This is a genomic window from Gardnerella sp. c12Ub_1 (assembly GCF_055804375.1).
In genome coordinates, this window is the sequence record NZ_JANUZC010000001.1 from 519,616 (window position 1) to 544,211 (window position 24,596).

Below are 24,596 nucleotides of genomic sequence, written 5' to 3' on the forward strand. Positions count from 1 at the left end.
TGTAGCTCAACACACTAATGAGGGCTACATTCTCGGGCGCGACGAATTAGAAACCCAAGCGCTCAAGCTTCTTAGGGTCGCTCTGCCACCCCTTTGCAACCTTTACGTGCAAATCGAGCACAGCTTTAGCGCCCGTAATACGATTCACCGCAGTACGCAAACGCTTCTTAACGCGCACAAGATGCTCCGCACCGCGCCCAATAATAATCGGCTTTTGCGAATCGCGCTCAACATACACCGACACAATCACATGCGCTTTATTATCGCTATATTGCACATAGTCCCCATCTACTGGGCGCACAATGCTATCTACAACAACCGCCAGCGAATGTGGCAACTCGTCATCAAGCTCCTCAAGAAAAGCCCCACGAATCAGCTCCGCAATCATGCTAGAAGGACTCTCCTCGCTGAGCTGATCGTCTGGATACATCTTCGGACCTTCTGGAAGATTGTCAATCAAAACCTTCTTAACTTCGTCAACATTGTCGCGTTCCAAAGCGCTAACTGGCACAATATCCGTAAAATCAGCAAACTGTTGAATCTCGATCAAATGAGACACCAACTCATCTCGGCTTAGCGTATCAATTTTTGTTACGATTCCAATAAGCGGAACCTTCCACGCCCAGTTTCCAGCCGCATCTTTTTTAGCAAAGTCGGAGCGAAGTCGGCTTAGAATTCTGCGATCTCCAGGCCCAATCTCTTGATCTGCTGGAAGCAAGAAAGCAATAGCATCAACATCTGCAAGCGACTCGTCTACAATGTCATTCAATCGCTGGCCTAGCAAAGTGCGCGGCCTGTGAATTCCTGGCGTATCAACTAACACCATTTGCGCGTTTGGAGTTGTTAAGATTCCGCGAATCGCCTTGCGCGTTGTTTCTGGGCGAGAAGACGCAATTGCGATTTGCGTTCCGATTAGCGCGTTCATAAGCGTTGATTTTCCAACGTTTGGTCTGCCTACTACAGCAACAAATCCCGATTTATAGCCGTTAAAATCAGGCACTTCTACGCTCGCTTTTAGAGAAGGATCTAAATTAGCAAACATTTCGTCATTCATTTCGTCGTCCATTTCGTCCATATCGCCACTCATATCATCAACATCTTTCATATCATTCATAATTCAACACTATTTATTGCTATCATCTTGCAACGATTTGCTGTCTTTGCCACTATCTTTATCGCCATTCTTGGCATTATTCTTGCCCTCGCTCCTGCTGTCACTCTTTCCAGCGCTATCGTCTTCTTCTTTAAGACCCTGAATATCTTTAAGACCCTGAATATCTCGCTCAACAAGAATCGTGGAGACTTTCTTGCGCCGCCCAGCAGAATCAACCGCAGTTAGCTTAAGGCCGCGAGTCACAGCACTCGACCCAACAATCGGCACGTTTCCAAGCAACTTAGTAAGCAACCCAAACACAGTGTCCACATCGTCTTCGTCTATATGCACTTCAAAAATATCTTCCAAATCGGCAATCGGCGTGCGCGCAGGCATTTTCCACACACCCTTACTCACCTCTTGCGGATCCGCATGCTGAGTGCGGTCGTGCTCATCTTCTAGCTCTCCAACAATTTGCTCAATCGCGTCTTCAATCGTCACGAGCCCTGCAATTCCGCCATATTCGTCTACAACAACGGCAACGTGCTGGCGGATTCGTTGCATTTCGTGGAACAAATCATCCACTGGCTTGGATTCTGGAACAAGCATTGGGCTTCGGCCAATCGTAGAAACCGCGCGCTCAGATGCCGCAGGATTAAACACGGTTGCGCGCACAGCATCCTTTAAATACGCGATTCCTTCCAAATCGTCAACCGACTCGCCAATTATAGGCACGCGAGAAAATCCAGATCTTGAGCATAATTTTAGGAAATTTTCCAGTGTTTCGTCGTTTTTAACGCAAATCATATCGGTTCGAGGAACCATGATTTCGCGCGTTAACGTGTCGGAAAGCGTAAGCACATTGCGCATCATCTCCGAAACTTCTGGGTCAAAATCATTTGCCTCTACAAGCCTGTCAATACTCGCTTTAGCTTGATCTAATTGAATATTCTCCAACTCTTCGTCGTCGGAAAGAGCAGCATTTTTCTTATGATTTTGGCTTTGACTTTGCGAATCTCCACGGCTTGCGATTTTTGCAAACGGATTCACAAAAACAGCAATCGAAACTATTCTAGACAAGCGCATTAGCTTAAACACTGGCTGAGCCGCGCCCACAGACCTTGGCCGCACAAGAATAGAAACAATTGCAACAATCATTGCCACTATTAGTCCGATTAATAGCGTTAGCCAAAAAGACGCACCAAGAGCTGCCGCGATTGCAGCAAAAGCCACGCCGTCCAGCACATTACACACGATTCGCACAAACGCGCACGCTCCGCTCGTTGCGTACCTATCTGCTATAAGCCTCTTTGCTCTGCGAATTCTAGCAAGCTTCCTCAAGCGAACGACTTGACTTTCGTTATCGTTCGTTTGTTCTTCAATCATAAGATTATTAAGACTAGACCTTGTAACTCTTGGCACAGCCCCTTCCGCCGCCGCCATTGCAAGCGAAAGCCACACAAGCAAAACTGCGACTATTGCAATCACACCCAAGCAAGCCCACATATGCGCAGGCAAATCGGGAATCGGCGGAATTGTAATGTTATTTAGCATGATTTTTCTCGTATTCTTCCAGCTCATTTACTGCGCCCGATGGCAAAGTTGCGTCGTAAAGCTCACCAGATCTAGCCGCAAAGAACGTTAGCAAAAGCTGCCTTTGCAAGCCAAACATTTGCTTTTCTTCTTGAGGCGTAGTGTGGTCGTAGCCAAGCAAATGCACCATTCCGTGAATCGTAAGCAATAGCATCTCTTCCATTGTGCTATGCCCTGCCGCTGCTGCCTGTTGAGCCGCCACCCACGGGCAAATCACAAGGTCTCCAAGCATTCCTTCACTCACTTTGTCGTCACTTCCAGGAGTCAGCTCGTCCATTGGAAAGCTCATAACGTCTGTAGGGCCTTCTAAGTTCATCCACTTTTCGTGAAGACTAGCAATTGGCTCGGGGTCCACAAAAGTAATCGACAAATCGGATTGAACGCTTACTCGCATTTGTTGCAAAACCCACATTCCAAGGTCGGAGAATATTTTTGGGTCGATTTGCCAAACGGTTTCGTTCATCACTTCAACACTCATGATTACTTGATATTCCTCTCAAGATTTTGCGATTCAAGATTTTGCGATTGCGCGGTTTCTTGCGACTTTCCACGCGCATCCCCAGCCTCGCGCTTTGAACCATTCTTCTCGCGCCTAAAATCAGCCTCGCGCTTTTCCCACGCTTCGTACGCTTCTACGATTCGCCCAACAAGCTCGGCCCTAACAACGTCTTGCGCATTTAAGTGAACAAACGCAATACTTTTAACGCCTTTTAGCACGTTCTCAATCGAAGCTAATCCAGATTTTGGAACCGCTAAATCGACTTGCGTTCTATCTCCTGTAATCACCATTGTTGTGTTAAATCCAAGACGCGTCAAAAACATCTTAAGCTGCTGAACAGTAGCATTTTGCGCTTCGTCTAAAATAACAAAAGCGTCATTAAGCGTGCGCCCTCTCATGTATGCAAGCGGAGCCACTTCCACAACGTTTTCGTCCATATACCTCTTAAGTTGCGGAGCGCCCAACATGTCGGAAAGCGCATCGTAAAGCGGCCTTAAATATGGGTCTACTTTGTCGTTTAGAGTTCCTGGCAAGAATCCAAGATTTTCACCAGCTTCTACAGCAGGGCGCGTCAACACTATTCTTCGCACGCGACCATCTTCTAAAGCTCTAACCGCTTTAGCAACCGCTAAATACGTTTTTCCAGTACCAGCAGGCCCAATACCAAACGTTACGGTATTTGATTCCATTGCTTGCACATAAGCCGTTTGACCCGCGGTTTTTGCGCGAACAGGATTTCCGCCTGCAAAAGTTATAACGCCTTTAGCCATTCGCGCTTTCCGGCTCATTGCGCGCCTTTTAGCATCTTCACTAGATGGCATTAAATCGGCAGAATCTCGAGCAAAATCGCTTTCCATTGCACCAGCACCAAAGCCAGCACCAAAGCCAGCACCATCTCCAGCTCCAGCACCAAAAGACTTTAATCCGCCAAAAACTCCGCCATTGTGCCCAATCCTATCGATTCGCACATTATGCTCGCTACCTTTAAGCACATCTCTTTCTAACATGCGTTTTACAGCATATGAATCAACAGGAGCATCGTAAGCGCAATCAACTATTTTGCGCAACGCGTGTTCAGCTTTGCAAGCGTCTTCTTCACTTCTTGCGCTTCTAGATACGATTTTCACACAATCCGCGTGAACGGAAATATCTACGCTTGGAAAAGCCTTCTCCAACTCTCTTAAGTTTGAATCTGCTGCTCCCAAAACAGCGACTGGGCTTAATTCGCTTGGAATTTGAACAATACGCGTTGTACTATTTGCCACGATTTATAAACTACCTTCTTCAAGTTTTTCGCCTGTTAAAACATGAGCGTGAACATGGAACACGGTTTGACCAGCTCCCAAACCAGTGTTGAAAACAAGGCGATAATCGCCATTATAAAAGTCGTTTGCAATTTTTTGCGCAACGCATGCAATATGAGCCAAAACATCACAATCATTTTGCGCAAGCTCAGCAACATTCTTGTAATGATTGCGCGGAACAATCAAAACATGCACCTTGGCTTGCGGATTAATATCGTTAAAAGCCACTACTGCATCGTCTTCATACACTTTGCTGCTTGGGATTTGCCCATCAATTATCTTGCAAAAAATGCAATCTTTGTCAGTTATGTATGTATTGCATGCTTTATCCATTATTTTGCCCACTTTTCAATAATTCTTATCGCAATTCTTATTACAATTCTTATTGCAAAATACCATTTACCATTTTACACAAAACACGCACAAAGCTTGCAAGAATTAATTGCAAAATTGCTTACTATTCGTACCTGCCAAGCGCTCTAGAAAGCAATGATAAGCATACTGGCCCTGCTGTAGACGCTCGTAAAATATTGCTTCCTAAAACGCAACTTTTAGCTCCAGCATCTATAAAACTTTGCACTTCTTCTTCGCTAATTCCACCTTCTGGCCCTACAATTACGTAAACAGTGCGCGTTTTGCCGTCTTTTAAGCATTTTTCTGTTAAGTCGTTTACATAGTTTTCGATTTGACTAAAAGAATCCGTTGCATCTTGATGCAAAACAACTACAAGACTTCCATAAACGCATGCACGCCTACAAATCGCTAGAATCTGTTTACTTGTAACTGGCTCTAAAAGCTGCGGCATCCACGCTCTGCGCGATTGCTCCGTAGCAGCCTCAAGCACCTGATTCCAACGCTTATCTGTGCGCCCTGGCTTCCATTTTGAGATTGACCTATTTGCGCACCAAGGAATTACTTCGTCTACTCCGATTTGCGTAGCCATATCTATTGCTTGCTCGTCGTGACCCGTTTTTGCAAGCGCCTGAATTAACGCTAATCTGGTTGTTGGCGCTGGCTCTTTTATAAACGAATCTACTTTAACTAAGCCGTTTTCGCTGTCTGTAATCGTTGCGTGAATTCGCACTCCTTTGCCGTCCGAAAGGTCTAGCGAATCGCCATCAGAAAGTCGCATTGCGCTTATTGCGTGCCTTTTAACGTGTTGAGGCAAGCTAAGAGTCCAGCCCTCTTCAATCCCATTTGCAAGAACGGGCGCATCGTCTTTATTTGTATCCAGCAAAAACAAAGCATCTGTCATAATTTAAGCCTAACGTTAGGCGCAGCCAACATTTTTGCTACTTCTGTGATTTTGTGCAAGTATTTCTACTTCTGCATTTTCGCTCAAGTATTTCTGTGCAAGTATTATGGCAAACTAGAATTGTATGAATTGGAGGTATGCGCAAATGGTTGACGATTTTAGACGCAACTTTGTGCATCCCATTAATCAAGATTGCACTTTACAAGATGAAGCTTTTGTGACTTTTCGCATATCTCGTTTTACGCCAGATGACGGTTCTTGCGATTCCGCTGTTACTGGTGATTCAGCGGTTGCTGGCGACTCAAGCACTGCCCCAACCACTAACTCAACACAAACCTCCTCCACTAACTCCCCTGGTTTAGTTAGAAGGCACCGAGAAAGCCCTTTTGCAAAAAAGCGCAAAAGTAGCCCATTTCAGACGCAAAATTCTGGCGATTTACAAGCTAAACCATTAAGCGGAAAACATTGGCTTCAAGATTATACGATTCGCGCGCGCAAAAACGACACGATTTTAGACTGCTTGCTTAAAATTAAGCGCACACTAGACCCCACTTTGGCATTTAGATACTCTTGCGGTCACGGCGTTTGCGGATCGGATGCTGCAAACGTAAACGGCATGCCAACTTTACTTTGCACAGCTACAATCGCTCAAAACGCTAGGCAAAATACGCAAACTCAAGGCGTTCGATCAAGCGGTTTTAGAAAAACTGGTAGCCTAAAGTCGCAAGCAACCACAACATCAGTCGCCGAAAATCACAATCTGCAGTCACAATCTAAAGAAATATCTTCACTAATCCAAAATGGAAGCTTTGGCATTATTGAGATTGCGCCACTTTCTGGCTTTGCTGTTCAAAGAGACCTTATTTGCGATCTTTCCCCAATGATTGCGCAGCTTAAAAGACTTGAGCCATACTTGCAAGCGCAAAATGTTCAAACAAGAAACAGCAGCGGAAAGCTTGCGATTATTGAGTTTTTGCAACACCCAGAGCAGCTTGCAAAGTTTGAGCTTTTAAGCAATTGCATAATGTGCGGCGTGTGCGAAGGAATTTGCCCAGTCTATGCAGGCGGAGAAGCGTTTATTGGACCTGCAGCGCTTATAAATGCTGCGCGATTTATTAACGATTCTAGAGATAACGCCACTAATCGAAGATTAGAGTTGGCGGATTCTAGCGACGGCATAAGCGCGTGCCAATCCGTGCGCGCATGCTCTAGGCAATGCCCACGCGGAATCGACGTTGGAGAAGAGATTTGGCAGCTTACAACGCTTATAAATGAGCGAAAAATGAAGGAAAATTAGCCAAAACTAGCCAAAACTAATTAATAAACTTATCTCCGCTAGCAATTCGCACAGCTTCTAGAGGATCGTCTGTAATCGCAAGCAAACTAGGGTCAAAAGACGATATAAGTCCTCTTTCTTTAACCGTAGTTTCAATCCAATTCATAAGGCCTTTCCAATATTCGCTGCCAAAAAGAACAACAGGAATTTTAGAAACCTTATGCGTTTGAACAAGCGTAAGCGACTCAAAAAGCTCGTCCATTGTGCCAAAACCGCCTGGGCACACAATAATTCCCGAAGAATACTTTAGGAACATTGTTTTGCGAACAAAAAAGTAGCGGAATTGCATTCCAAGATTTACCCATTTGTTTAAGCCCTGCTCGTGAGGCAATTCGATTCCTAGCCCCACGCTTGTTCCGCCAGCTTCTGCCGCTCCGCGATTTGCTGCTTCCATAATTCCAGGCCCGCCTCCCGTAATCACCGCAAAACCGCGTTTTACAAGCTCTTTGCCCATTATGCGAGCGCTATTGTATTCTGGCTCGTCTGGCTTTATGCGAGCAGAACCAAACACGCTAACAGCTAATCCAAGTTTTGCTAAAGCGTCGAAACCATCAATAAATTCGGCTTGTATTCTAAGAACTCGCCAAGGGTCAAGGCCTTGCCACGCATGATTATCATGCGAATCGCTATTAGGCAAATCGTGTTGCAACAGCGTTTCCGTTGTGCTTTCCTTAGGAATCATTGGCCCGCGCATCATTACGGCACCGCTGTAATAAGTGTCTTTCCAAGGTGAGTTCTGTTCGCTTTGCGCGCGCGAATCGCAAGAATTATCTGGATTATCAGATTTACCAGAATTATCTAAATTACCTAAATTATTATTAGAAACCATAAGTCACCTTCTAAAACTTTCTAGTCACTTTCTAGTCATCTTATAATCGCGATTAAAAAACGCATTAAAGTCACTCTTAATCACTTTTAATTGCCATTAATCACTCTTCAATATCGTCTAATTCTTCTTCCATATGATTCGATTGCTTTGCAAGCAAGAATCCAGAAACAGCAGCCGCAATAATAGACGCCACTAGTACGCCGAATCGTGCCTCGCCCGAAAGATCCGCGTCGCTATAAGAAAGCGAAGCTATTAACAAAGACACAGTAAAACCAATTCCGCACGCGCATGCTGTAGGAAAAAGATCGCGAACGCGCAAATCGTCTGGAACGCGCAAGCCCATAACTTTCTTAGCAATCCAAGCAGTAATCATAATTCCAAGAGGCTTTCCAACAACTAGCGCAATCGTAATCGCAATTAATATTGGAGACAAGAATAGCTGCCAAGTCAAAGTTTCAAAATGAACTCCAGTTGCAAAAAGTGCAAAAACTGGAAGCGCAAACAAAGAAGACAAAGGCTGAATTTTTTGACGATACCTTTCAGCTCTAAGCGACTTTTCGCCGTGAACAAGATGCGCAGGAGTTAGCAAACCAACCATTACGCCTGCAAGAGTAGGGTGAACGCCAGCTTGATACATCATAACCCACGCAAGCAAGCCAACAAGCGCCACAACAGGCCATGGAACGCGCTTTAATCGCACAAGCATAGTCCACACTAATCCGCATAAAACAACGCCTACAAACCAATACCACGCGTTAAGCGAAGAGAAGAATAATGCGATTAATGCAATTCCAAGAAGATCGTCGACTGTAGCCAAAGTCATTAAAAATGCGCGCAATGCTTTAGGAAGCGTTTTAGCAAAAAGAGCAAGAACCGCTAGCGAGAACGCTATATCTGTTGCTGTAGGAATAGCCCAACCAGAGCGAACCATATCTAAAGACGGAAGCGCTCCAGAAGTAAGTCGCATAATCTCTTGACCAGCGTGCAACTCCGAGAATATTGTAACAGTTCCAACAAAAAGAATCGGCGGAACAATCATGCCGCCAACCGCGCAAATCATTGGCATTGCTGCAGCGCGCGGGTCTCTAAGAGATCCTGCAATAAGCTCGTGTTTTAAGTCTAAACCAACTGTAAGGAAGAAAATAGTTAGCACGCCGTCTTGAACCCAGTGGCTAATCGACATGTGAATGTTGGTGTATGGAATTCCGATTTGCGTGTGGGAAACAGCTTCAAAAATCGCAGACGTAAATGGCAAATTTGCAAGCATTAATCCAGCTAAAGCGAATCCGAGCATAATCAACCCAGACGTACGCTCATTATTGGCTATTTTGCATGCCACTTTCCACGCGCGCTTTACCATGCGGAATTTCTCCTCTAAGTTTTAAGTTAAGTTTTCAGTTTAGAATGATTGTGCAAAATATGATTTACATGCACTAGGACTTACAAGTATATAAGATACGTATCGAAATATAACAAAAACGCCACTCCGATTAAAAGTGACGTTTCAAATTGTGGAGCTAGGGGGATTCGAACCCCCGACCCCCTCCATGCCATGGAGATGCGCTACCAGCTGCGCCATAGCCCCGTTTTAGTTGTATAGCTCAAACGAACCTTTGATAGAATACAACAGATTTTGCTACCAACCAAACTCGGCGTGTCGTATGCAGCGGTTTTTAGCGCTATTCCTATTCGCTGCCGACTACTCACGCCGCCTATTCTCAACTGCCAGATTGCTGCGAGCCAGATTCGCCTTGTTGCGCAGAAGATCCACCACCCGAGCCGTTAGTCGAAGTCGAAGGCGAAGACGGCGAAGAATCGCCAGAAACCGAGGAATCGCCTTTAGACCCGCGCGCGCCAGAATCCGCTCCAGAAACGCCAGAATCCTCAGAGCTTTGATCGCCAGAATCTGCCTTAGACCCATTTGAATCTAAAGAAGAAGAGGAAGACCTTTCGTGAGTCTTTTTATCTTGCTTTTCGCTAGGATTCTTGCTCGAAGAATCTTTGCCTTCCTTGCCGTCTTTGCCGTCTTTACTATCTTTGCTGTCTTTACTATCTTTCTCATCTTGCGCATCTTGAGAGTCTTTTTGCACATCTTTAGAGTTCTTATCTTGATTTTGAACGCCATTATTTTGGCCATTTTGCCGCATTTGATTATTTGGATTCTGGCCATTATTCTGCTCGGTATTCTGGCCAGAAGGCACTAAATTATCTGTACCCTTTCCTTGAGTAAACAGCAACACAATGCCAGCAGTAAGAAGAACAGCCGCGAGCGCGCTCAAAATAGCAATAACAATCGTAAGCTTCTTATACTTAGCTTCACTATTTGCGTAATCACTTCTGCCTCCTAATTCGCGTTTAGCGTCGTTAAGAGTAAGAATCGAGTCTTCGTCTCCTTCCGAAAGCGCATTATCTTCTTCTTTTAGTTTTCTTAAGGAAGACAATTCCATAACACTCGTGCTTTCGGCATTAAGTGCTTGCGATTCCCCCGATTTTGCGTTTTGCGAGCTTGAAGAATCGACATCGCGTGAAGAATCGCCAGCAAAATTTGCATTATTTGCATTAGAAGCCATTGCAACAACTCTTCTAGCTTGCTTTTCTTTGCTCGAATCAATCATATTATTGTAAACTTCGTATTCTTTAGGCATATCATCCTCTAATGCAATAAAACGCGCATTATTTACCACTTTAGTGTCATCTTCTTCATAGCGGCTTGAACCTGACTTTAACGCAGAAGAAGACTGTATCTTTTTTGAAGACGCGTGAATAACATTTTGATAAAGTTGAGATGCTACAGCAGAGACAATCGAACCTATTGCAACGCCAATAACAGACCCCGCAATACCAATTTTTGACGAAAGCAAAAACGCCGTCACAGCTGCAAGAGAGCCAGCTAGAACTTGCGTAAATGATATTCCCTTAAAGAAGTTCTTCACAAGCACACCTTAAAAATCGTTATCTACCACTATTCACTAAGCAATATGCACCAATTAGTAATCGCCAAAAATATTCACTAATTAGTGTTCAAATTGAGTACTACTTAGATTGTAGATGCTGGCACAGATGCCACTTTTGCTTTAGATTTATAAGAACCTTGCTTTTTCCTCGCGCGCATTAGCTCAATATGCTCTGCCAAACTTGCAAGCAAAATCGCAACAAAAATCAAAGCGAATCCAACAAAAGCCATATTTGTTACGCGCTCATTGTAAAGAATGCTAGAAAATAGCAATGTAAACAAGCATTCTGTGCACATAATCACAGAAGCATTAGCTGTAGAAAGATAAATCAACGTGTAGTTTTGAATAACTTGAGCAACAACAGTTACTATCACTATAAGATAGAACATGTTTGTAAACGTAATCCAATTATCTTCTGCACTAAAGTTAGGCAAAGGCTCGCTTATTGCAGCTCCAAACAAAAATAGAACTCCAGAAACACTAAACTGGCCGAATGTTAAAGCAACGGGATTGTACTGCCTAGAGTAATACGCTAAGTATGTTAAGTTAAACGCAAAAACAGAAGCACAAATAAGAGTTAAAATATCTCCGTGAGAAAGCGTAAGAACAAGAGAGCCTGGCTTTAATGCAACGAATCCAACGCCAACAACGCATGTTAAAGCAGCAATAATTCCTAAAAGCGTTGGCTTTTTTCTAATAATCATCCACGCGGAAAATGGCGCTATAACGCAGTAGGCTGCTGTAAGAAAAGCGCTTCTGCCTGGATCAATCCACCTTAATCCTTCTGTTTGCGTAACTAAAGATGCGTAGTACGTAACGCCCGTTAAAAGAGAAGGAATTATTAGCTTTTTAGTAAAATTTTTGCGAATCGTCTTAAAGAAGACTACGCCCATTATTATGCACGCTCCAAGCATGCGAACTCCCATAAGCCATTGCGGTGGGAATACCTCTAGAGCGTATTTAGACGAGACGTAGCTTCCGCCCCAAATCGCGGCACATAAGAGCAACATGATTCGCGCGATGTTTACGTTAATTCGATTATTCTGCCTTGGTTGAACCGCGCTATTTATTTCACTCATGTCACTCCCCTCATTATTGCAAACAACAAGTCTATAGCATTAAATTTTTCTTTAAGTTAGCTAAATTGCCTTATAAACTTTATAGAATAGCCACAAAAACAAGAAAAGTACAACCCATTGGCGTTCCTTCGGAAAATTTACTACTTTATTGCGAAATCAGCACTTGATAGCACGCTATTGCCTTAATATTTACGATTCATGATTTACAACACATGACTTTGTAGTCGCTCCGACCTGCCTTCGCGCTACGCTTTAAGCGAGAGGCGCTTTGACTGAGCTTGAAATTGCATAACGCATTTCAAGCTCAGTCAAAGCGTGATTTGGCTCAAATGTAAAGTCCAGTGGACTTTACATGCCAAATCAGCCGAGCGGCTACTAACAGCCGCGAGGAATATAGCGCGCACTTTGTGCAATTAGTGATTTATGTCACAAGTTTACGCATTTTTACAAAAACTCATCGATTTTTAAGCCTTTATATGCACGATTGCGCGTAATCTTAAAAGTGATTGAATCATAATCATATGATTGCGCGATTGCACAATAATCAGTTGAAGAAAGGACTCAACATGGCAACTCTTAGTGAAGATATGAAGACTTTTATTGAAAACAATTTGGCTTGGATTGCAACGATTAGCAAAGATGGCGAGCTTGATCTTGGCCCAAAGATGTCGATGTTTGTTCTAGACGATAATCACCTTGCTTACCACGAGCGCACTGCAGGTCAGCATTTTAAGAACTTGCAAGACGGCAGCCAGCTTGTTGTTGCAGTTGCAAATTTGGCAGAAAAGAAGGGCTATCGCTTCCGCGGAACAGTTACACTTCACACAGATGACGCGATTTACAATGAGCAAGTGCGCGTTGCAGAAGAAAAAGGCACAAAGAAGCCTGCTGCTGTTCCTGTTATGGAGATTAATGAAATTCAGGATTTGACTTCTGGAGCTAATGCTGGAAAGACGATTGCTAAAGATTAGTCAATTAGCCGATTAGTGAACTGCTAAAGATTAGTCAAAATACTAATTTTTTGCAAAAATCTAACAAAACGCCGAATAAATTATGACCATTCTATGATGCGTTTTAGAATAGCGAGTGGCGTTCTTCTTCAAAGGCGAAGATGAACACCACTCAATTTCTATTTGATTATTTTATTTACTTAAATTTTTACTTAAATTATTTAATTGTCACTAATTTACTTGTTTTCTTTACGCAATTCGCGCAATCTAGCGTTCATTTCTTCCGCTTTCTTCTTCTCGAAGTAATAAATTATTGCAGCAATTGCAATCGGGAAAATAACAGTGAACGCAATCCATCCGCAAATCACAGCTGGCTCATCTTTGAATGAAATCCATCCAACAATCACAGACACAATAAATTGAATAGCAATTGGCGGCACTAGTGCAAAAACGAATTTTGCGAGATTTGACATGCGTTCATTCGACCAAAAAATAGCGAATACTCCATATCCTATGCCAATAACAAACGACGCTACAGCATAAGATGCAATTCTGTTTCCAACTGCGGTATTTGCTAACAAGCTTGACACAAAACTAATTGCAGTAAAAATAGTGCACGCTATGCCAATGCCTTTAACAATGTTTTTTACCATTGTTTTGCCTATTGTTGTAACTTGCTTTTCCATAATAATCGTTTCCTTTTTAAGTATTAAAAAATTAGTATTAAAAATTTTGATAGTTTTATATTCGACTACGCTTAAAACTACATTCCTAAGCGCTTTTTGAATCCTGCTAAGCATCTGCGACTAATCCACTCAACGCTTCCATCGTCCATTTTTACGCTCATACTTCCGCCGAATCCTGGATCAACTCGAACAATGCGATTTAAGTTCACGATTGCGGATTTAGATATGCGCACAAACGACGCGAATTGCGGATTGTCGAAATCCATTAGGCGCTTGTAAGAAACGCACTCGCCTTTATCGCTGTGAATAATTACGCGCGAATTTTCTACGCAAATCATAATCACATCTGGCTCGTGCATAACAATAATCGAATCATTAATATAACCATATATGAATGAATTATTATTGCTATTTGCCGCATTCGCAGTATTATTTTCGGCAATCTCAGTATTATTTTCAGTATTGCTTGATTTTGCATCTTTAGAATCAATGCTTTGCAAATTGGCTATAATGCGTTTAAGATTATCGTCAATATTGTGAACTGACAATTGAGCGCGCTGCTCTTCTTCTGGCGACACAATAGCAATCGTTACTTTCATCAAGCCTCCCTTCCGTATACTACCGTTAGAGTTTGCTAGCTTTTGCTAGCTTTCTGTTTTGTAATTTTGACTATACGGCACTGTAAATAATCTGTCTTTACAAAACCGCTAAACGGTAGTTTTAGGAATATAAGCGGCAAAAAAGAGAAATTATGCCGCTTAAGCAGCTCCCCAAATGCGAATAAGACGCTGGCTTGTAGGGTCGGCTGCAGGACCTTGATCGTAAGCATCCAAACGCCAATGAATTGAGCCATCCGCATTAAGGCTTGGAATTAATCTCGCCCAACGGCCGTTTCCCATTCCGCCAATCGTCTTATAAGAAGGATCTACCTTGTCTAATCCAAGAAGCTTATGAACAGTTTGAGAAAGGCAAGATCCGTGCGAGAACACTAGTAAATCGCGGTCTGAGCCAGTTTTGCGCGCCCAATCTTCTACAGCTTTCGCAGCGCGCTCGCCAACTTCTTGCTTGGTTTCTGCACCGTGATTAAGCTCGCCGCCTTCGCCTTTTACCCAAGCATTAAAATCTTCTGGCCATCTTTCGCTAATTTGCTGGCGATTAAGACCTTCCCACTCGCCAAAAAATCGCTCGCGCACGCCATCTTCAACATGCACATTAAGCCCAATCTTATCTGCAAAAGCGTGAGCCGTCTGTTGTGCGCGAATAAGAGGCGAAACAATGGCAACAAAACTAGCATCGGCTTCTTCTGGAGTAATGCGCACGTGCTCCTGGCTATTTGGATTCTTTGGGTCTTCTAAGTCGGAAGCTCCAAAAAGCACTCGCAAAGCCTTGCCAGAGCGAGTCACCTGGTCTATCCCCGACTCATCTAAAGCAATATCAATCATGCCTTGAAGTCTAAATTGTGCATTATAAGGCGTCTGACCATGACGAACAAGCATTACGGAACGCGCAATGCCCTCGTGAGCGCTGTTTTTATTGACATTATGCGCAATTTGCGTTGCGCTTTCAACAAAATCCACCATTATCTTGCGCTACCTTTCAGACTCTTGATTATCGCCATTTTGCGCATCATCGACATAATCGCCATCATCTGAATCATCGCCATCATTGCCATCCGCATCGCTCTCGCTATGCTCTGGAAGTTGCAAATCAATTACAGGGCAATCATTCCACAAACGCTCAAGGCGATAAAACTCGCGCGCTTCCTCGTGCATAATATGAATCACAAAGTCGCCAAAATCAAGCAAAACCCACTGTGCTAGTTCTAAGCCTTCTCTAGATATTGGCTTGCGTTTGTTGTCTTTTAAGTACAAGTCTTTTTCGATTTCTTCACTAACAGCTAAGACTTGACGCTCGTTAGATGCAGAAACAATCAGCATGGCGTCTGTAATTCCAAGCAGATTGCTAACGTCAAAAGCTTGGCAATTAGTGGCTTTTAACCTATCGGCTGCAGCCGCAGCAATCCTAATCGCGTTAACAGAGCTTTCTAAAGCCGCCATATGTTTCTCCTAACTTACCGTACTTACCGTCAACCAACGAATCGTCTAATTTCGCTCCCAAGCTGGCTTCCAGCCTTCTACAACGTGCTGCGTATTTTCCGAATACACCATGGAATCCGCTAGAACATCGTGACGCACAACAGAGCCTGCACCCGTTGTAACTCCATCTCCAACAGTAACTGGAGCTACAAACAGGTTTCCTGCACCAACATGCGCGTTAGAGCCAATAGTCGTATGGTTTTTATGCACGCCATCGTAGTTTGCTGTAATCGTGCCACCGCCAATATTCGTGTGCTCTCCCAAATCAGCGTCGCCCATATAGCTCAAATGCGGAACCTTAGTGCCGTTTCCAATATGCGCTTTCTTCATCTCCACAAACGCGCCAGCTTTACTCTCCTCGCCAAGCACATTACCTGGTCGCAAGTACGTCCACGGACCAATGTTTGCAGCGCGGCAAATATGCGATTCTTGCACACGCGAGCGCTCCACAACCGCATCTTCGTCTACTTGCGCATCAATAAGCGTAGTGTACGGTCCTACAACCGCACCGCTTTTAACAATCGTGTGACCTTGCAAGAAGCACCCTGGAAGAACCGTAACATCTTCTTGCAAAACAACATCGTCTTCAATCCACGTGTTTTCTGGGTCTAGAATCGTTACGCCTTCAAGCATCCACTTTTCGCAAACGCGCTTGTTGTATGCTTTTGCAAGCGCAGCTAACTGAACGCGCGTATTCACGCCTTCTACACTCAACGAATCTGCTGCCGCCATTGCTCCAACTCGTCCCATTGTGCGAGCGTGCTCTAGCGCATCCGTTAAGTAAAACTCGCCTTGAGCGTTCTTGGAGTTAAGGTTGGATATTGCGTCTGTAAGCACTTCCGCATCGAACACGTACACAGACGTATTAACTTCCTTAATCGCAAGCTCTCCTGCATTGGCATCTTTGTGTTCTACAATTCGCAGAACATCGCCATTTTTTCCGCGCACAATTCGCCCGTAGCCAGTGGCGTCGTCTAAAACAGCGGTTAAAACAGTTGCCGCGTTTCCTTGATTATTGTGAAAATCGATTAATGATTGCAATGTTTGCGTGTCTAAAAGTGGCATATCGCTTGCTGCGATTAACACAGCCCCTTTAAGCGCATTACCGCATTCTTGTTTTGAAGCTTCATTAAGATCTCGCATTGCGCATTGCACAGCTCTACCCGTTCCAGGCTTATCGTCTTGATTTATAATCCGAACAGCGTTGTTGTAACTTTGTGCAGCTTCTGATACTCGTTGAGCTTGAGCATGCACTACAACAGCAAGCTCCCCTGGGTTTACGCCTGCCATTGCGTCCATTACGCGATTTAAGAACGTTTTTCCAGCGAACTCGTGCAACACTTTCGGCGTTGTTGAACGCATGCGCGTCCCATCACCTGCTGCCAGAATTATTGATGCTGCTACACTAGCATTTTCCATTACACTATGATTTTCCACAAGTGCTCCTTATTTTGCATAATACGTGACAAACATTTTTCACATAACACAAGAGCAAAGCAAAGTGCCCCCGACGCGATTCGAACGCGCAACCAACGGATTAGAAGGCCGTTGCTCTATCCATTGAGCTACAGAGGCGCAAGTTGCAATTATACCAAAATTCTTACATCAACACACCCAGTATTAAAGAATTTGCAAATTAATATTTCTGTTTTGATTTATATTTATTTATTTTTATTTTACTTTGGGTTTTCGGCGCGCGGTTGCTGGCGATTTTTCCGCGCGCACGCAACTAGCTTTCTTACACGCAACACGCGGTATATTTGATTACTCTGCAAAATGTGGTATAGTCATCAAGTCGCGTTAAAACGCGGATAATTTAAGATGCCCCTGTATCCCAATTGGTAGAGGAAACAGCCTCAAAATCTGTGCAGTGTGAGTTCGAGTCTCACCGGGGGCACGTGCACAACGCCGCTTACATTCTAAGCGGCGTTTTTGTTATCCTCTCTCTCATGCGATTTTGCACAACACACAAACAACACACCAAACGACACACCTAATTCTCGTAGCGTTTTTCATTCCTGCGTTTGTTCCCTTTTTGGCTCAAATGGTAAACAAACGCGGGAATCGACAACTTCGAACTTAAATCGTAACGTAAGAAATCACAAGATTCGCACTAAACAAAAACGCGCACCCAAAAGGATGCGCGTTTAGAAAACTAACGATTAACTAGCAATCAACTAGCGATTAATCGCAAGCACCAACGGTGTGAACGTAAATGGAGTCTGTACGACCAGCTTGGCGCTCACCCTGAGCAGTGCTCAAAACAACAATCTTGTCGCCGTCTTCAACCTTGCCAGCTTCACGAAGAACCTTGTCGGTGAAGATCATAAGATCGTGACGGTTCATATCGTGGTAGTCCTCGTTAATCAAGAAGCCTTCAGTGCCCCAGCTCAAAGCCAACCAGTGATAAGTGTGCTCATTGTTGGTCAAGCCATAGATTGGAGCAGCTGGGCGCTCGCGAGAAATACGATGAACGGTACGACCAGTTTGCGTGTAAGCAACAATTGCCTTAGCGTTAAGCTTGTCTGCCAAGTCTACAGCTGCAGAAGAAACTGCACCCGTGCTAGACATGTCAAGCTCCACAGATGGAATGCGATCATAACCATTTTCAGTAGCGTATTGAGAAATACGAGACATGGTCTGAACGGTAACTGCTGGATACTTGCCGACTGCGGTCTCGTTAGAGGTCATAGTTGCATCGGCACCGTCAAGAACAGCGTTAGCGCAATCAGAAGCCTCTGCACGAGTTGGAACTGGAGAGTTAACCATTGATCCAAGAACTTCGGTAGCAACGATTACTGGCTTTGCGTATTGGCGAGAAAGCTCAATGCAGCGCTTGGTAACGAGTGGAACCTGCTCAAGTGGCATCTCCACTGCCATATCTCCACGAGCAACCATAATGCCGTCGAAGGTCTTAACAATCTCTTCCAAGTTTGCAACAGCCTGCGGCTTCTCAATCTTTGCAACGATTGGAATGCGACGGCCTTCTTCGTCCATGATTTCGTGAGCGCGATCAATATCGGTAGCAAAACGCACGAACGACATAGCAATAATGTCTGCACCAGTGCGAATAGCCCAACGAAGATCAGACTCATCCTTTTCAGTCAATGCTGGAAGAGAAACGGCAACGCCTGGAAGGTTAATGCCCTTGTGGCTAGAAACTGGGCCAGCAACAACAACCTTAGTGTGTACGTCGTTGCCTTCTACCTTGGTAACTTCAAGACGAACCTTGCCATCATCAATCAAAATTGGATCGCCTGCGTGGCAATCTCCTGGCAAACCCTTGAAGGTTGTGGAAGTGCGATGCTCATCACCCTCAATATCGTCTGTAGTAATAACGAACTCTTGGCCCTCTTCCAAATAAACCTTATCTTCGCCGTCAGCGTTCTTCTTGAACCAACCACAACGAATCTTTGGACCCTGCAAATCAACAAGAGCAGCAACATTACGACCAGTAGTCTTTGAAGCTTCGCGCACATTGTTGTAAACGCGCAAATGATCTTCAGGAGTGCCATGCGAACGGTTTAAGCGAGCAACATCCATGCCAGCTTCAACAAGCTTGGTAATGCCCTCTAACGATTCGGTAGCTGGTCCAATAGTATCAACAATTTTGGCTTTTCTCATAATGCCTGCCTGTTTCCTTTGTTTATTTTTAAATGGGAAAATACCCACTTTCCGAGTAATAGTGTACCAGCAAATTGTGACCTATGCGCAAAACTCGCAACTATTTATTTACTACGATTAAACATGACTAACTTGCGACTAACCCACAATCAACCCGCGACTAACATGCGACTAGCTGCGCTCACTTATTAATCACTCTTAACTTGCGATTAGTCACGCTAACTTATCAATCATTTTCTTTCAGTGCAATCTTTCAGCGCAAGTTCTATAAGCTTATCCGTGTAATCAGCCATAAATAACGGAATATTCAACATATCATCGTCTAGTTTTAGATTATTCAGCGAGAATCGTATACGTAATTTCGTTTGATTAGGGAATAGTTCTTTAAACTTTTTCAAACTTCTACTGTTAATATTTGCTTCAGATTTAACCTCAACAGGGAAAATATCATTTTCTCGTTGAATAAGAAAATCCACTTCATAAGGCGGATTCGTTTGAGACCAGTATCTAGGCATAACTTCAAATTGAGTAAGTAACGCCTGCAAAACATAATTTTCTGTTAAAGCACCCTTAAACTCAGTAAACAGCCTATTGCCTTCCGCAAATGCAGTAGGAGCAAGTTGTGCTAATCGCCTTAACAAACCAACATCTGCCAGATAAATCTTAAAAGCAGATAGATCATCATAAGCAGCAATAGGTAAATTCGGCGCAGTATTTCTATAGATTTTATACACCAATTGTGCCGACACCAACCATTGCAAAGCGTCTTCATATTCTCTTGCCCGAGCACCATTTTTAACAACTTTATACAAGAATTTTTTGTTTTCACGCGCCAGTTGAGATGGAATAGAATTCCAAATCATTGATATTTTAGGAAACTCACTAACATTAGGATGTTTCGCAAAATCTCGTTCATAAGCTGTTATAATTTCAAACAATGTTTCTTGCATTGCGTTTACATCTCGCGCTTTAGCCCACATTAAAACTGACTCAGGCATTCCCCCTGTAACATAATACATTTTTAATTTCTCGTATAGAGGATTAAAAAATGCGTCTGGAATCGGCTCTATTTTATCGATTTGTTCAATATACTTCGCTAGATTTTCATCTCCATTAGCAAGTAAAAACTCTGTGAAATTCATTGGGGTTATTTGCATAAAATTAACTTTTCCAACTGGGAATGAAGATGGTTTTGCAAGCGTTATTCCAAGTAATGATCCAGCGCAAGCAACATGATATTGCGGAGCGTTTTCGCAAAAATATTTCATAGAGTTTATTACTTCTGGGCAGTCTTGAACCTCGTCAAATATGATCAGCGTGTTTTCTGGTTCGATTTTTTGGCCGCTTGCAAGCGTGAGGTTTTGTAAAATTCGCTCCACATTTTTAGTGGTTTCAAAGAATTGCTTATATTCTTTGTTTTCATCGAAGTTAAAATAAGCAATATTTTTGTAGTAAAGCTTACCAAATTCTTTTAGTATCCAAGTTTTACCAACTTGACGCACGCCTTTTAATATCAATGGTTTACGATACGGCGAGTTCTTCCATGCTAAAAGTTTGCTCATAATCAGCCTTTTCATGATTACTCACCTTTCATCTTGCATTACGCTATTAGATATTGCAGCCGTATTAGTGCGTTGCTGTTTTTACGCGTGATTGTTCTGCTACGTTATTATGTTGCAACAATTCTGCGGTTATTCTGTTATATTTTGCGTTATCTTTTATCGTGTATCACATTATTATACATAATTTAATGCATTTAATCACATTATTATACATATTTTGGTGTTTTTTATCACATTATTATACGATTATACGCATTGATACGCATTACGCATTAAGTAGCGCTCGCATAAAACATGAAAATACACGCAACAAAAGAATTGCTGCACACACTAAATATTTTGGCCTTTATGACTTGACGACATGTATTTCACACACCGCGCTTTCCAATCGTCCTCACTAAAGCAAACTCAAGCTAGCATTAAAATCAGCTTTTTCTAGCAATTCTTGCACATCTTAATATTTTGCAGCCATCTTCACACTCCTTCAGGTTTACCAATACGCCTAATTTCCATCCAACAAAAAATACCTAAACCAACAACGGGAATCTATAATCTGAATAGTAGTTAAACTTTTGCTTTCATTCGCTTGCATATGCTTGCAAGAATTTTGTAAAATAAGGTCAGAAAGGACGCGAACACAATGACAAACACGAACGCTGTATATGCAAGAATCGACACAAATCTTAAAGAAAACGCTGAAAACATCTTGAACCAACTTGGAATAACACCATCTTCAGCAATCCAAATGCTTTACAGCCAGATTGTTTTACAAAAAGGCATGCCATTTGAACTCCGCTTGCCAACTAATAAGCCTACTGCTTTAGGCAGCTTAACAAGAGCCGAGTTGGATAAAGAATTACAAAAAGGCATCGACTCTATTTCAACTGGCAAACTAGACAGTGCAGATGAAGTAGACCAATTCTTCGCTAAAGAATACGGAGTATGAGCAAATCATACAGAATCATTTATTCTCCACAAGCGTTCCTTGATCTTACAGAGCTATACGAATACATTCGTTTTACATTATAAGTTCTAAGAATAGCTGAAAAACAAGTCAACCGCATTAAGCATGCTATACGTTCTCTTGAGACTATGCCTATGCGATATACACTTGTTAAGTGGGAGCCGTGGTGTTCTAAAGGAATACACAGAGTTCCCATAGATAACTACACAGTTTTTTACCAAGTAGACGAAAATAAAACTACAGTTACTGTTATCCGTATCTTCTACTCAGGCAGAAATATAGAAAATATTGTTAACGACACAAACAACTAATACACGATTTTTTGAGCGAGAATTGAAACGAACTAAGTAGCGAAAGAAGTAGCGTAATTTTGAACGTTACGGAATGCACACCCAGCTTTAACCCCTCAACATTAATACGACACTCTCCACGTGGATTGATTGTTCAACGAGTAACCTATAATCCACCTGCTGTATAGGGCAATCATAGAACAGTCATCCCCCTGAAAATCGGTATGTCGAGCCGACACAAGTGTTGGGTAGCCTTATTGCTTGTATAGGAAAATACTATAAAAGAATATCCTTTAATGCATTGCTCATCAATTCCTGACGTTTCTCCATAAACTCTTCAAAATTTGAAAGTTCATAAGAAATATTTCCTGGAAGGTACTTAGCATTTTCACTATTTTCAGTAATCTTCAACCAATCAACGAGTGGTGTGGCATTCTTAGATTCATTCTCTCTGCCTTCGAGCAACTGAAGGTTTGCTAATGTGTTCCTTCTTCTACGCCAATCTTCTTTAGTATCATCATCAATCACTGTTCCGTCCGGCAATATCAAACCATCAATTTTGCTTTCTTCAAATCCCGTATACGGATGCATATGGTCTTGGTGGAATCCCTTCTGACTATATTTCAAATTTGGATACAGAAGAGATAACAACATAAATGTATAGGCTCCAATCTCGTATGTATCAAACATTGAATCAATCTCATCCGCAGTATATCTAAGAGTTCTGTCACCTGTGAATCTAATCCCATTTAGAGTTTTCATACTAAATGAATTAGATGGCGCAGCCTTCAATGCCTCTCTTATGCTTGTCAGTGCAGAATTTGATGCGGTGCCAAAAATCTGTCTTACCTGTGCGATTACAATATATTTTCTTAATTCAGCTTTACTGCTTGAATCGAAATCACCACCTTTGTATCTGTAGTAAACCATAGGAGAAACAGCCACATAAGAAATCATGTTTTCTGAATTAAATCCGAACTCATTTAACAAATCAACTGTATCCTTGATGGCTTTTCGGATTGCAGCCCAGTTTTGTTTTATTTTTAATACACTGTCTTTTTTGAATGTTTCTACTTTTAATGCTACGGACATATCTAAAAGATACAAACAAGTTCGCATTATAAAGTCATTAGAGAATTTGAATCCTTCGCCTTTCTTATTTATTTCAGAAAGCAACTTATCAATTTCATCCCTTGCCTTATCCCAATGAGAAACAATAGTAGAGAATAACAAGTCACTCTTTGAAAGAACGGTTCCACCAGAATTTACTCTAACGAAAATATCTAATACGCTGTCAATCGAATCTTTTTCTACCTCAAAGTAGTTGATAATTTCATCAGTAACAAGTCTTGTATGTAAAAGCGAAATGTTCTTTGTTGCAACTTTATCTGTTGCCCAGCCATTTGGAATGATAACTTCTGTTAATAAATCTTCAGCTGAATACTTAAGAATATCTTTTACTAAATACCATATCTTATTGTCCTTATTCTTTGCGGCTTCTTCTGCTGTTAAAAATCTGAAATCGTAAGAAATGTCCTCATCATCAGTTTTTTCACTGTGCAAATCAAAGTACAGTTCTTTCTTCGGAAATGCATCATCATTCTTCCATCTTTTGTTTGGAAGTTTTCTGCTCATACTTCCTTGCAAAGCTATGTATAGAGAAGTCAATCTCTGCTGGCCATCCAAAACAGCCCAGATCGTTTCATCTCCACTACCAAACGGGAACGGCTGCGGTGCAGCCGGATTCTTACACATATCTCGCTCATGGTAATCTTTTATAAATTCATACATTGAATACTCTTTTTGGTTCACAATAGTTTTCTTAACTTTCCAAAAAAGAAAAGTTCCAATAGGATATCCAAGCATGATAGAATCCATTAATCTTGTGATCTGTGAATCTCCCCACACATATTTTCTTTGAATAGCAGGAAGATAGAATCTTCTACTATTTACATCATCTATTATTGCTCTAATACTTTTCTTTTCGTATGCCATGATTTCTCTCACTCATTACTTGTTTTTATCATTTCTCCACCCGGGAAGATAAATGATTGCTCAAAGGTAACCTTCATAACATCATCTATCTGTTTCAACTCCTCAAGAGTAACTGTATCTCGTTTCAGTTTCTTACCAAAGTTCTGCGAAGTCTGCCCTATCCGTCTGGCAAGTTCCGAAACGCTTATATTTTTTTATTACATAATTCTTTAATCATATCAAATGTCTTCATCGTTATCCTCTATGTCTAAAACACACCTAAACTTATTACGCTATAAACTATTTGATTGATAAATTCAATCCTGGCATAATTCCACCATATAAATTTTCTATAAATGACAAAAACACCATGTATTGCTGCAAGGTGTCCGTTCTCATCTTTGGTGTATCCCAAGAACCAGTTGTGATTGACATGAATCTCGCAGTTCTGATATCTGAACTGAATACACATCTTAACATTCTTTGAAAGCTACTCCGATTCCTGCCA

The 24,596-nt window shown here is 42.4% G+C and carries 22 protein-coding genes, 3 tRNA genes and 1 pseudogene; 5 read left to right on the plus strand and 21 right to left on the minus strand.

Features of this window, described 5'->3' with window-relative positions; genetic code table 11:
• Positions 1-46: 46 nt before the first annotated feature.
• From era to NYP65_RS02090, 6 genes are all read right to left on the minus strand, one after another.
• Positions 47-1,114, minus strand: a complete 1,068-nt coding sequence (gene era, locus NYP65_RS02065) for a GTPase Era (RefSeq protein WP_415697566.1) — start codon at positions 1,112-1,114, stop codon at positions 47-49.
• A gap of 9 nt (positions 1,115-1,123) precedes the next feature.
• A complete protein-coding gene (locus NYP65_RS02070; RefSeq protein ID WP_415697592.1) occupies positions 1,124-2,647 on the minus strand; it encodes a hemolysin family protein in 1,524 nt (507 codons plus the stop codon).
• Positions 2,637-3,164 (minus strand): rRNA maturation RNase YbeY, encoded by a 528-nt coding sequence (gene ybeY / locus NYP65_RS02075; RefSeq protein ID WP_473410534.1) that lies wholly within the window; start codon positions 3,162-3,164, stop codon positions 2,637-2,639. The genes NYP65_RS02070 and ybeY overlap by 11 nt, the downstream gene beginning before the upstream one ends.
• Before the next feature lie 2 nt (positions 3,165-3,166).
• Positions 3,167-4,450, minus strand: coding sequence for a PhoH family protein (locus NYP65_RS02080; protein ID WP_415697565.1), 1,284 nt, complete (start codon positions 4,448-4,450; stop codon positions 3,167-3,169).
• 3 nt (positions 4,451-4,453) lie between these two features.
• A complete protein-coding gene (locus NYP65_RS02085; RefSeq protein ID WP_004130581.1) occupies positions 4,454-4,822 on the minus strand; it encodes a histidine triad nucleotide-binding protein in 369 nt (122 codons plus the stop codon).
• Between the two features lie 124 nt (positions 4,823-4,946).
• Positions 4,947-5,744, minus strand: coding sequence for a 16S rRNA (uracil(1498)-N(3))-methyltransferase (locus tag NYP65_RS02090; protein ID WP_016635850.1), 798 nt, complete (start codon positions 5,742-5,744; stop codon positions 4,947-4,949).
• 145 nt (positions 5,745-5,889) lie between these two features.
• Between NYP65_RS02090 and NYP65_RS02095 the strand changes: the two genes are divergently transcribed.
• The gene (locus tag NYP65_RS02095; protein ID WP_415697591.1) at positions 5,890-7,041 is read left to right on the plus strand and encodes a succinate dehydrogenase/fumarate reductase iron-sulfur subunit; all 1,152 of its coding nucleotides are present in this window, start codon (positions 5,890-5,892) and stop codon (positions 7,039-7,041) included.
• A 16-nt stretch (positions 7,042-7,057) separates the two neighbouring features.
• Here NYP65_RS02095 and NYP65_RS02100 read toward each other — a convergent pair whose 3' ends face one another.
• The 5 genes from NYP65_RS02100 to NYP65_RS02120 form a co-directional block, all read right to left on the minus strand.
• Positions 7,058-7,909, minus strand: a complete 852-nt coding sequence (locus NYP65_RS02100; RefSeq protein WP_415697564.1) for an LOG family protein — start codon at positions 7,907-7,909, stop codon at positions 7,058-7,060.
• 100 nt (positions 7,910-8,009) lie between these two features.
• A complete protein-coding gene (locus NYP65_RS02105) occupies positions 8,010-9,269 on the minus strand; it encodes a Na+/H+ antiporter NhaA (RefSeq protein WP_473410535.1) in 1,260 nt (419 codons plus the stop codon).
• A 152-nt stretch (positions 9,270-9,421) separates the two neighbouring features.
• A tRNA-Ala gene (locus NYP65_RS02110) sits at positions 9,422-9,494 on the minus strand.
• Between the two features lie 133 nt (positions 9,495-9,627).
• On the minus strand, positions 9,628-10,842 hold the full coding sequence (locus NYP65_RS02115) for a hypothetical protein (RefSeq protein ID WP_473410536.1): 1,215 nt from the start codon (positions 10,840-10,842) through the stop codon (positions 9,628-9,630).
• Positions 10,843-10,946: 104 nt separating this feature from the next.
• Positions 10,947-11,942, minus strand: coding sequence for a DMT family transporter (locus NYP65_RS02120; protein ID WP_473410537.1), 996 nt, complete (start codon positions 11,940-11,942; stop codon positions 10,947-10,949).
• Positions 11,943-12,508: 566 nt separating this feature from the next.
• On the opposite strand from NYP65_RS02120, the gene NYP65_RS02125 reads away from it, so the two are divergent.
• Complete coding sequence (locus NYP65_RS02125) at positions 12,509-12,913, plus strand: pyridoxamine 5'-phosphate oxidase family protein (RefSeq protein WP_004132948.1); 405 nt, start codon at positions 12,509-12,511, stop codon at positions 12,911-12,913.
• Between the two features lie 215 nt (positions 12,914-13,128).
• On the opposite strand, the gene NYP65_RS02130 is transcribed toward NYP65_RS02125, so the two are convergent.
• From NYP65_RS02130 to NYP65_RS02155, 6 genes are all read right to left on the minus strand, one after another.
• Positions 13,129-13,578 (minus strand): DUF3021 family protein, encoded by a 450-nt coding sequence (locus NYP65_RS02130; protein WP_004130563.1) that lies wholly within the window; start codon positions 13,576-13,578, stop codon positions 13,129-13,131.
• A gap of 77 nt (positions 13,579-13,655) precedes the next feature.
• A complete protein-coding gene (locus NYP65_RS02135; protein ID WP_473410538.1) occupies positions 13,656-14,177 on the minus strand; it encodes a LytTR family DNA-binding domain-containing protein in 522 nt (173 codons plus the stop codon).
• Between the two features lie 159 nt (positions 14,178-14,336).
• Entirely contained in the window at positions 14,337-15,158 is an 822-nt protein-coding gene (locus NYP65_RS02140) for a histidine phosphatase family protein (protein WP_473410539.1), read from the minus strand.
• 9 nt (positions 15,159-15,167) lie between these two features.
• Positions 15,168-15,635, minus strand: coding sequence for a ribosome silencing factor (gene rsfS / locus NYP65_RS02145; protein ID WP_473410540.1), 468 nt, complete (start codon positions 15,633-15,635; stop codon positions 15,168-15,170).
• Between the two features lie 45 nt (positions 15,636-15,680).
• The gene (gene glmU / locus NYP65_RS02150; RefSeq protein ID WP_473410774.1) at positions 15,681-17,093 is read right to left on the minus strand and encodes a bifunctional UDP-N-acetylglucosamine diphosphorylase/glucosamine-1-phosphate N-acetyltransferase GlmU; all 1,413 of its coding nucleotides are present in this window, start codon (positions 17,091-17,093) and stop codon (positions 15,681-15,683) included.
• Between the two features lie 83 nt (positions 17,094-17,176).
• Positions 17,177-17,249, minus strand: a tRNA-Arg gene (locus NYP65_RS02155).
• Positions 17,250-17,497: 248 nt separating this feature from the next.
• Between NYP65_RS02155 and NYP65_RS02160 the strand changes: the two genes are divergently transcribed.
• Positions 17,498-17,571, plus strand: a tRNA-Leu gene (locus NYP65_RS02160).
• Positions 17,572-17,858: 287 nt separating this feature from the next.
• Here NYP65_RS02160 and pyk read toward each other — a convergent pair.
• Together pyk and NYP65_RS02170 are read right to left on the minus strand one after the other, a co-directional pair.
• Positions 17,859-19,298 carry a pyruvate kinase gene (gene pyk / locus NYP65_RS02165; protein ID WP_032839776.1) on the minus strand — a complete coding sequence of 480 codons (1,440 nt, stop codon included), beginning with the start codon at positions 19,296-19,298 and terminating at the stop codon, positions 17,859-17,861.
• A gap of 230 nt (positions 19,299-19,528) precedes the next feature.
• Complete coding sequence (locus NYP65_RS02170; protein WP_473410541.1) at positions 19,529-20,875, minus strand: ATP-binding protein; 1,347 nt, start codon at positions 20,873-20,875, stop codon at positions 19,529-19,531.
• A 625-nt stretch (positions 20,876-21,500) separates the two neighbouring features.
• On the opposite strand from NYP65_RS02170, the gene NYP65_RS02175 reads away from it, so the two are divergent.
• Entirely contained in the window at positions 21,501-21,806 is a 306-nt protein-coding gene (locus NYP65_RS02175) for a type II toxin-antitoxin system RelB/DinJ family antitoxin (protein ID WP_473410542.1), read from the plus strand.
• Positions 21,803-22,135: pseudogene (locus NYP65_RS02180) on the plus strand (type II toxin-antitoxin system RelE/ParE family toxin). Before NYP65_RS02175 ends, NYP65_RS02180 begins: the two are co-directional and overlap by 4 nt.
• Positions 22,136-22,390: 255 nt before the next feature.
• Here NYP65_RS02180 and NYP65_RS02185 read toward each other — a convergent pair.
• Together NYP65_RS02185 and NYP65_RS02190 are read right to left on the minus strand one after the other, a co-directional pair.
• Complete coding sequence (locus tag NYP65_RS02185; protein WP_060785520.1) at positions 22,391-24,109, minus strand: DUF262 domain-containing protein; 1,719 nt, start codon at positions 24,107-24,109, stop codon at positions 22,391-22,393.
• Positions 24,110-24,117: 8 nt separating this feature from the next.
• Positions 24,118-24,297, minus strand: a complete 180-nt coding sequence (locus tag NYP65_RS02190; RefSeq protein ID WP_430886666.1) for a helix-turn-helix domain-containing protein — start codon at positions 24,295-24,297, stop codon at positions 24,118-24,120.
• Positions 24,298-24,596 lie beyond the last annotated feature (299 nt).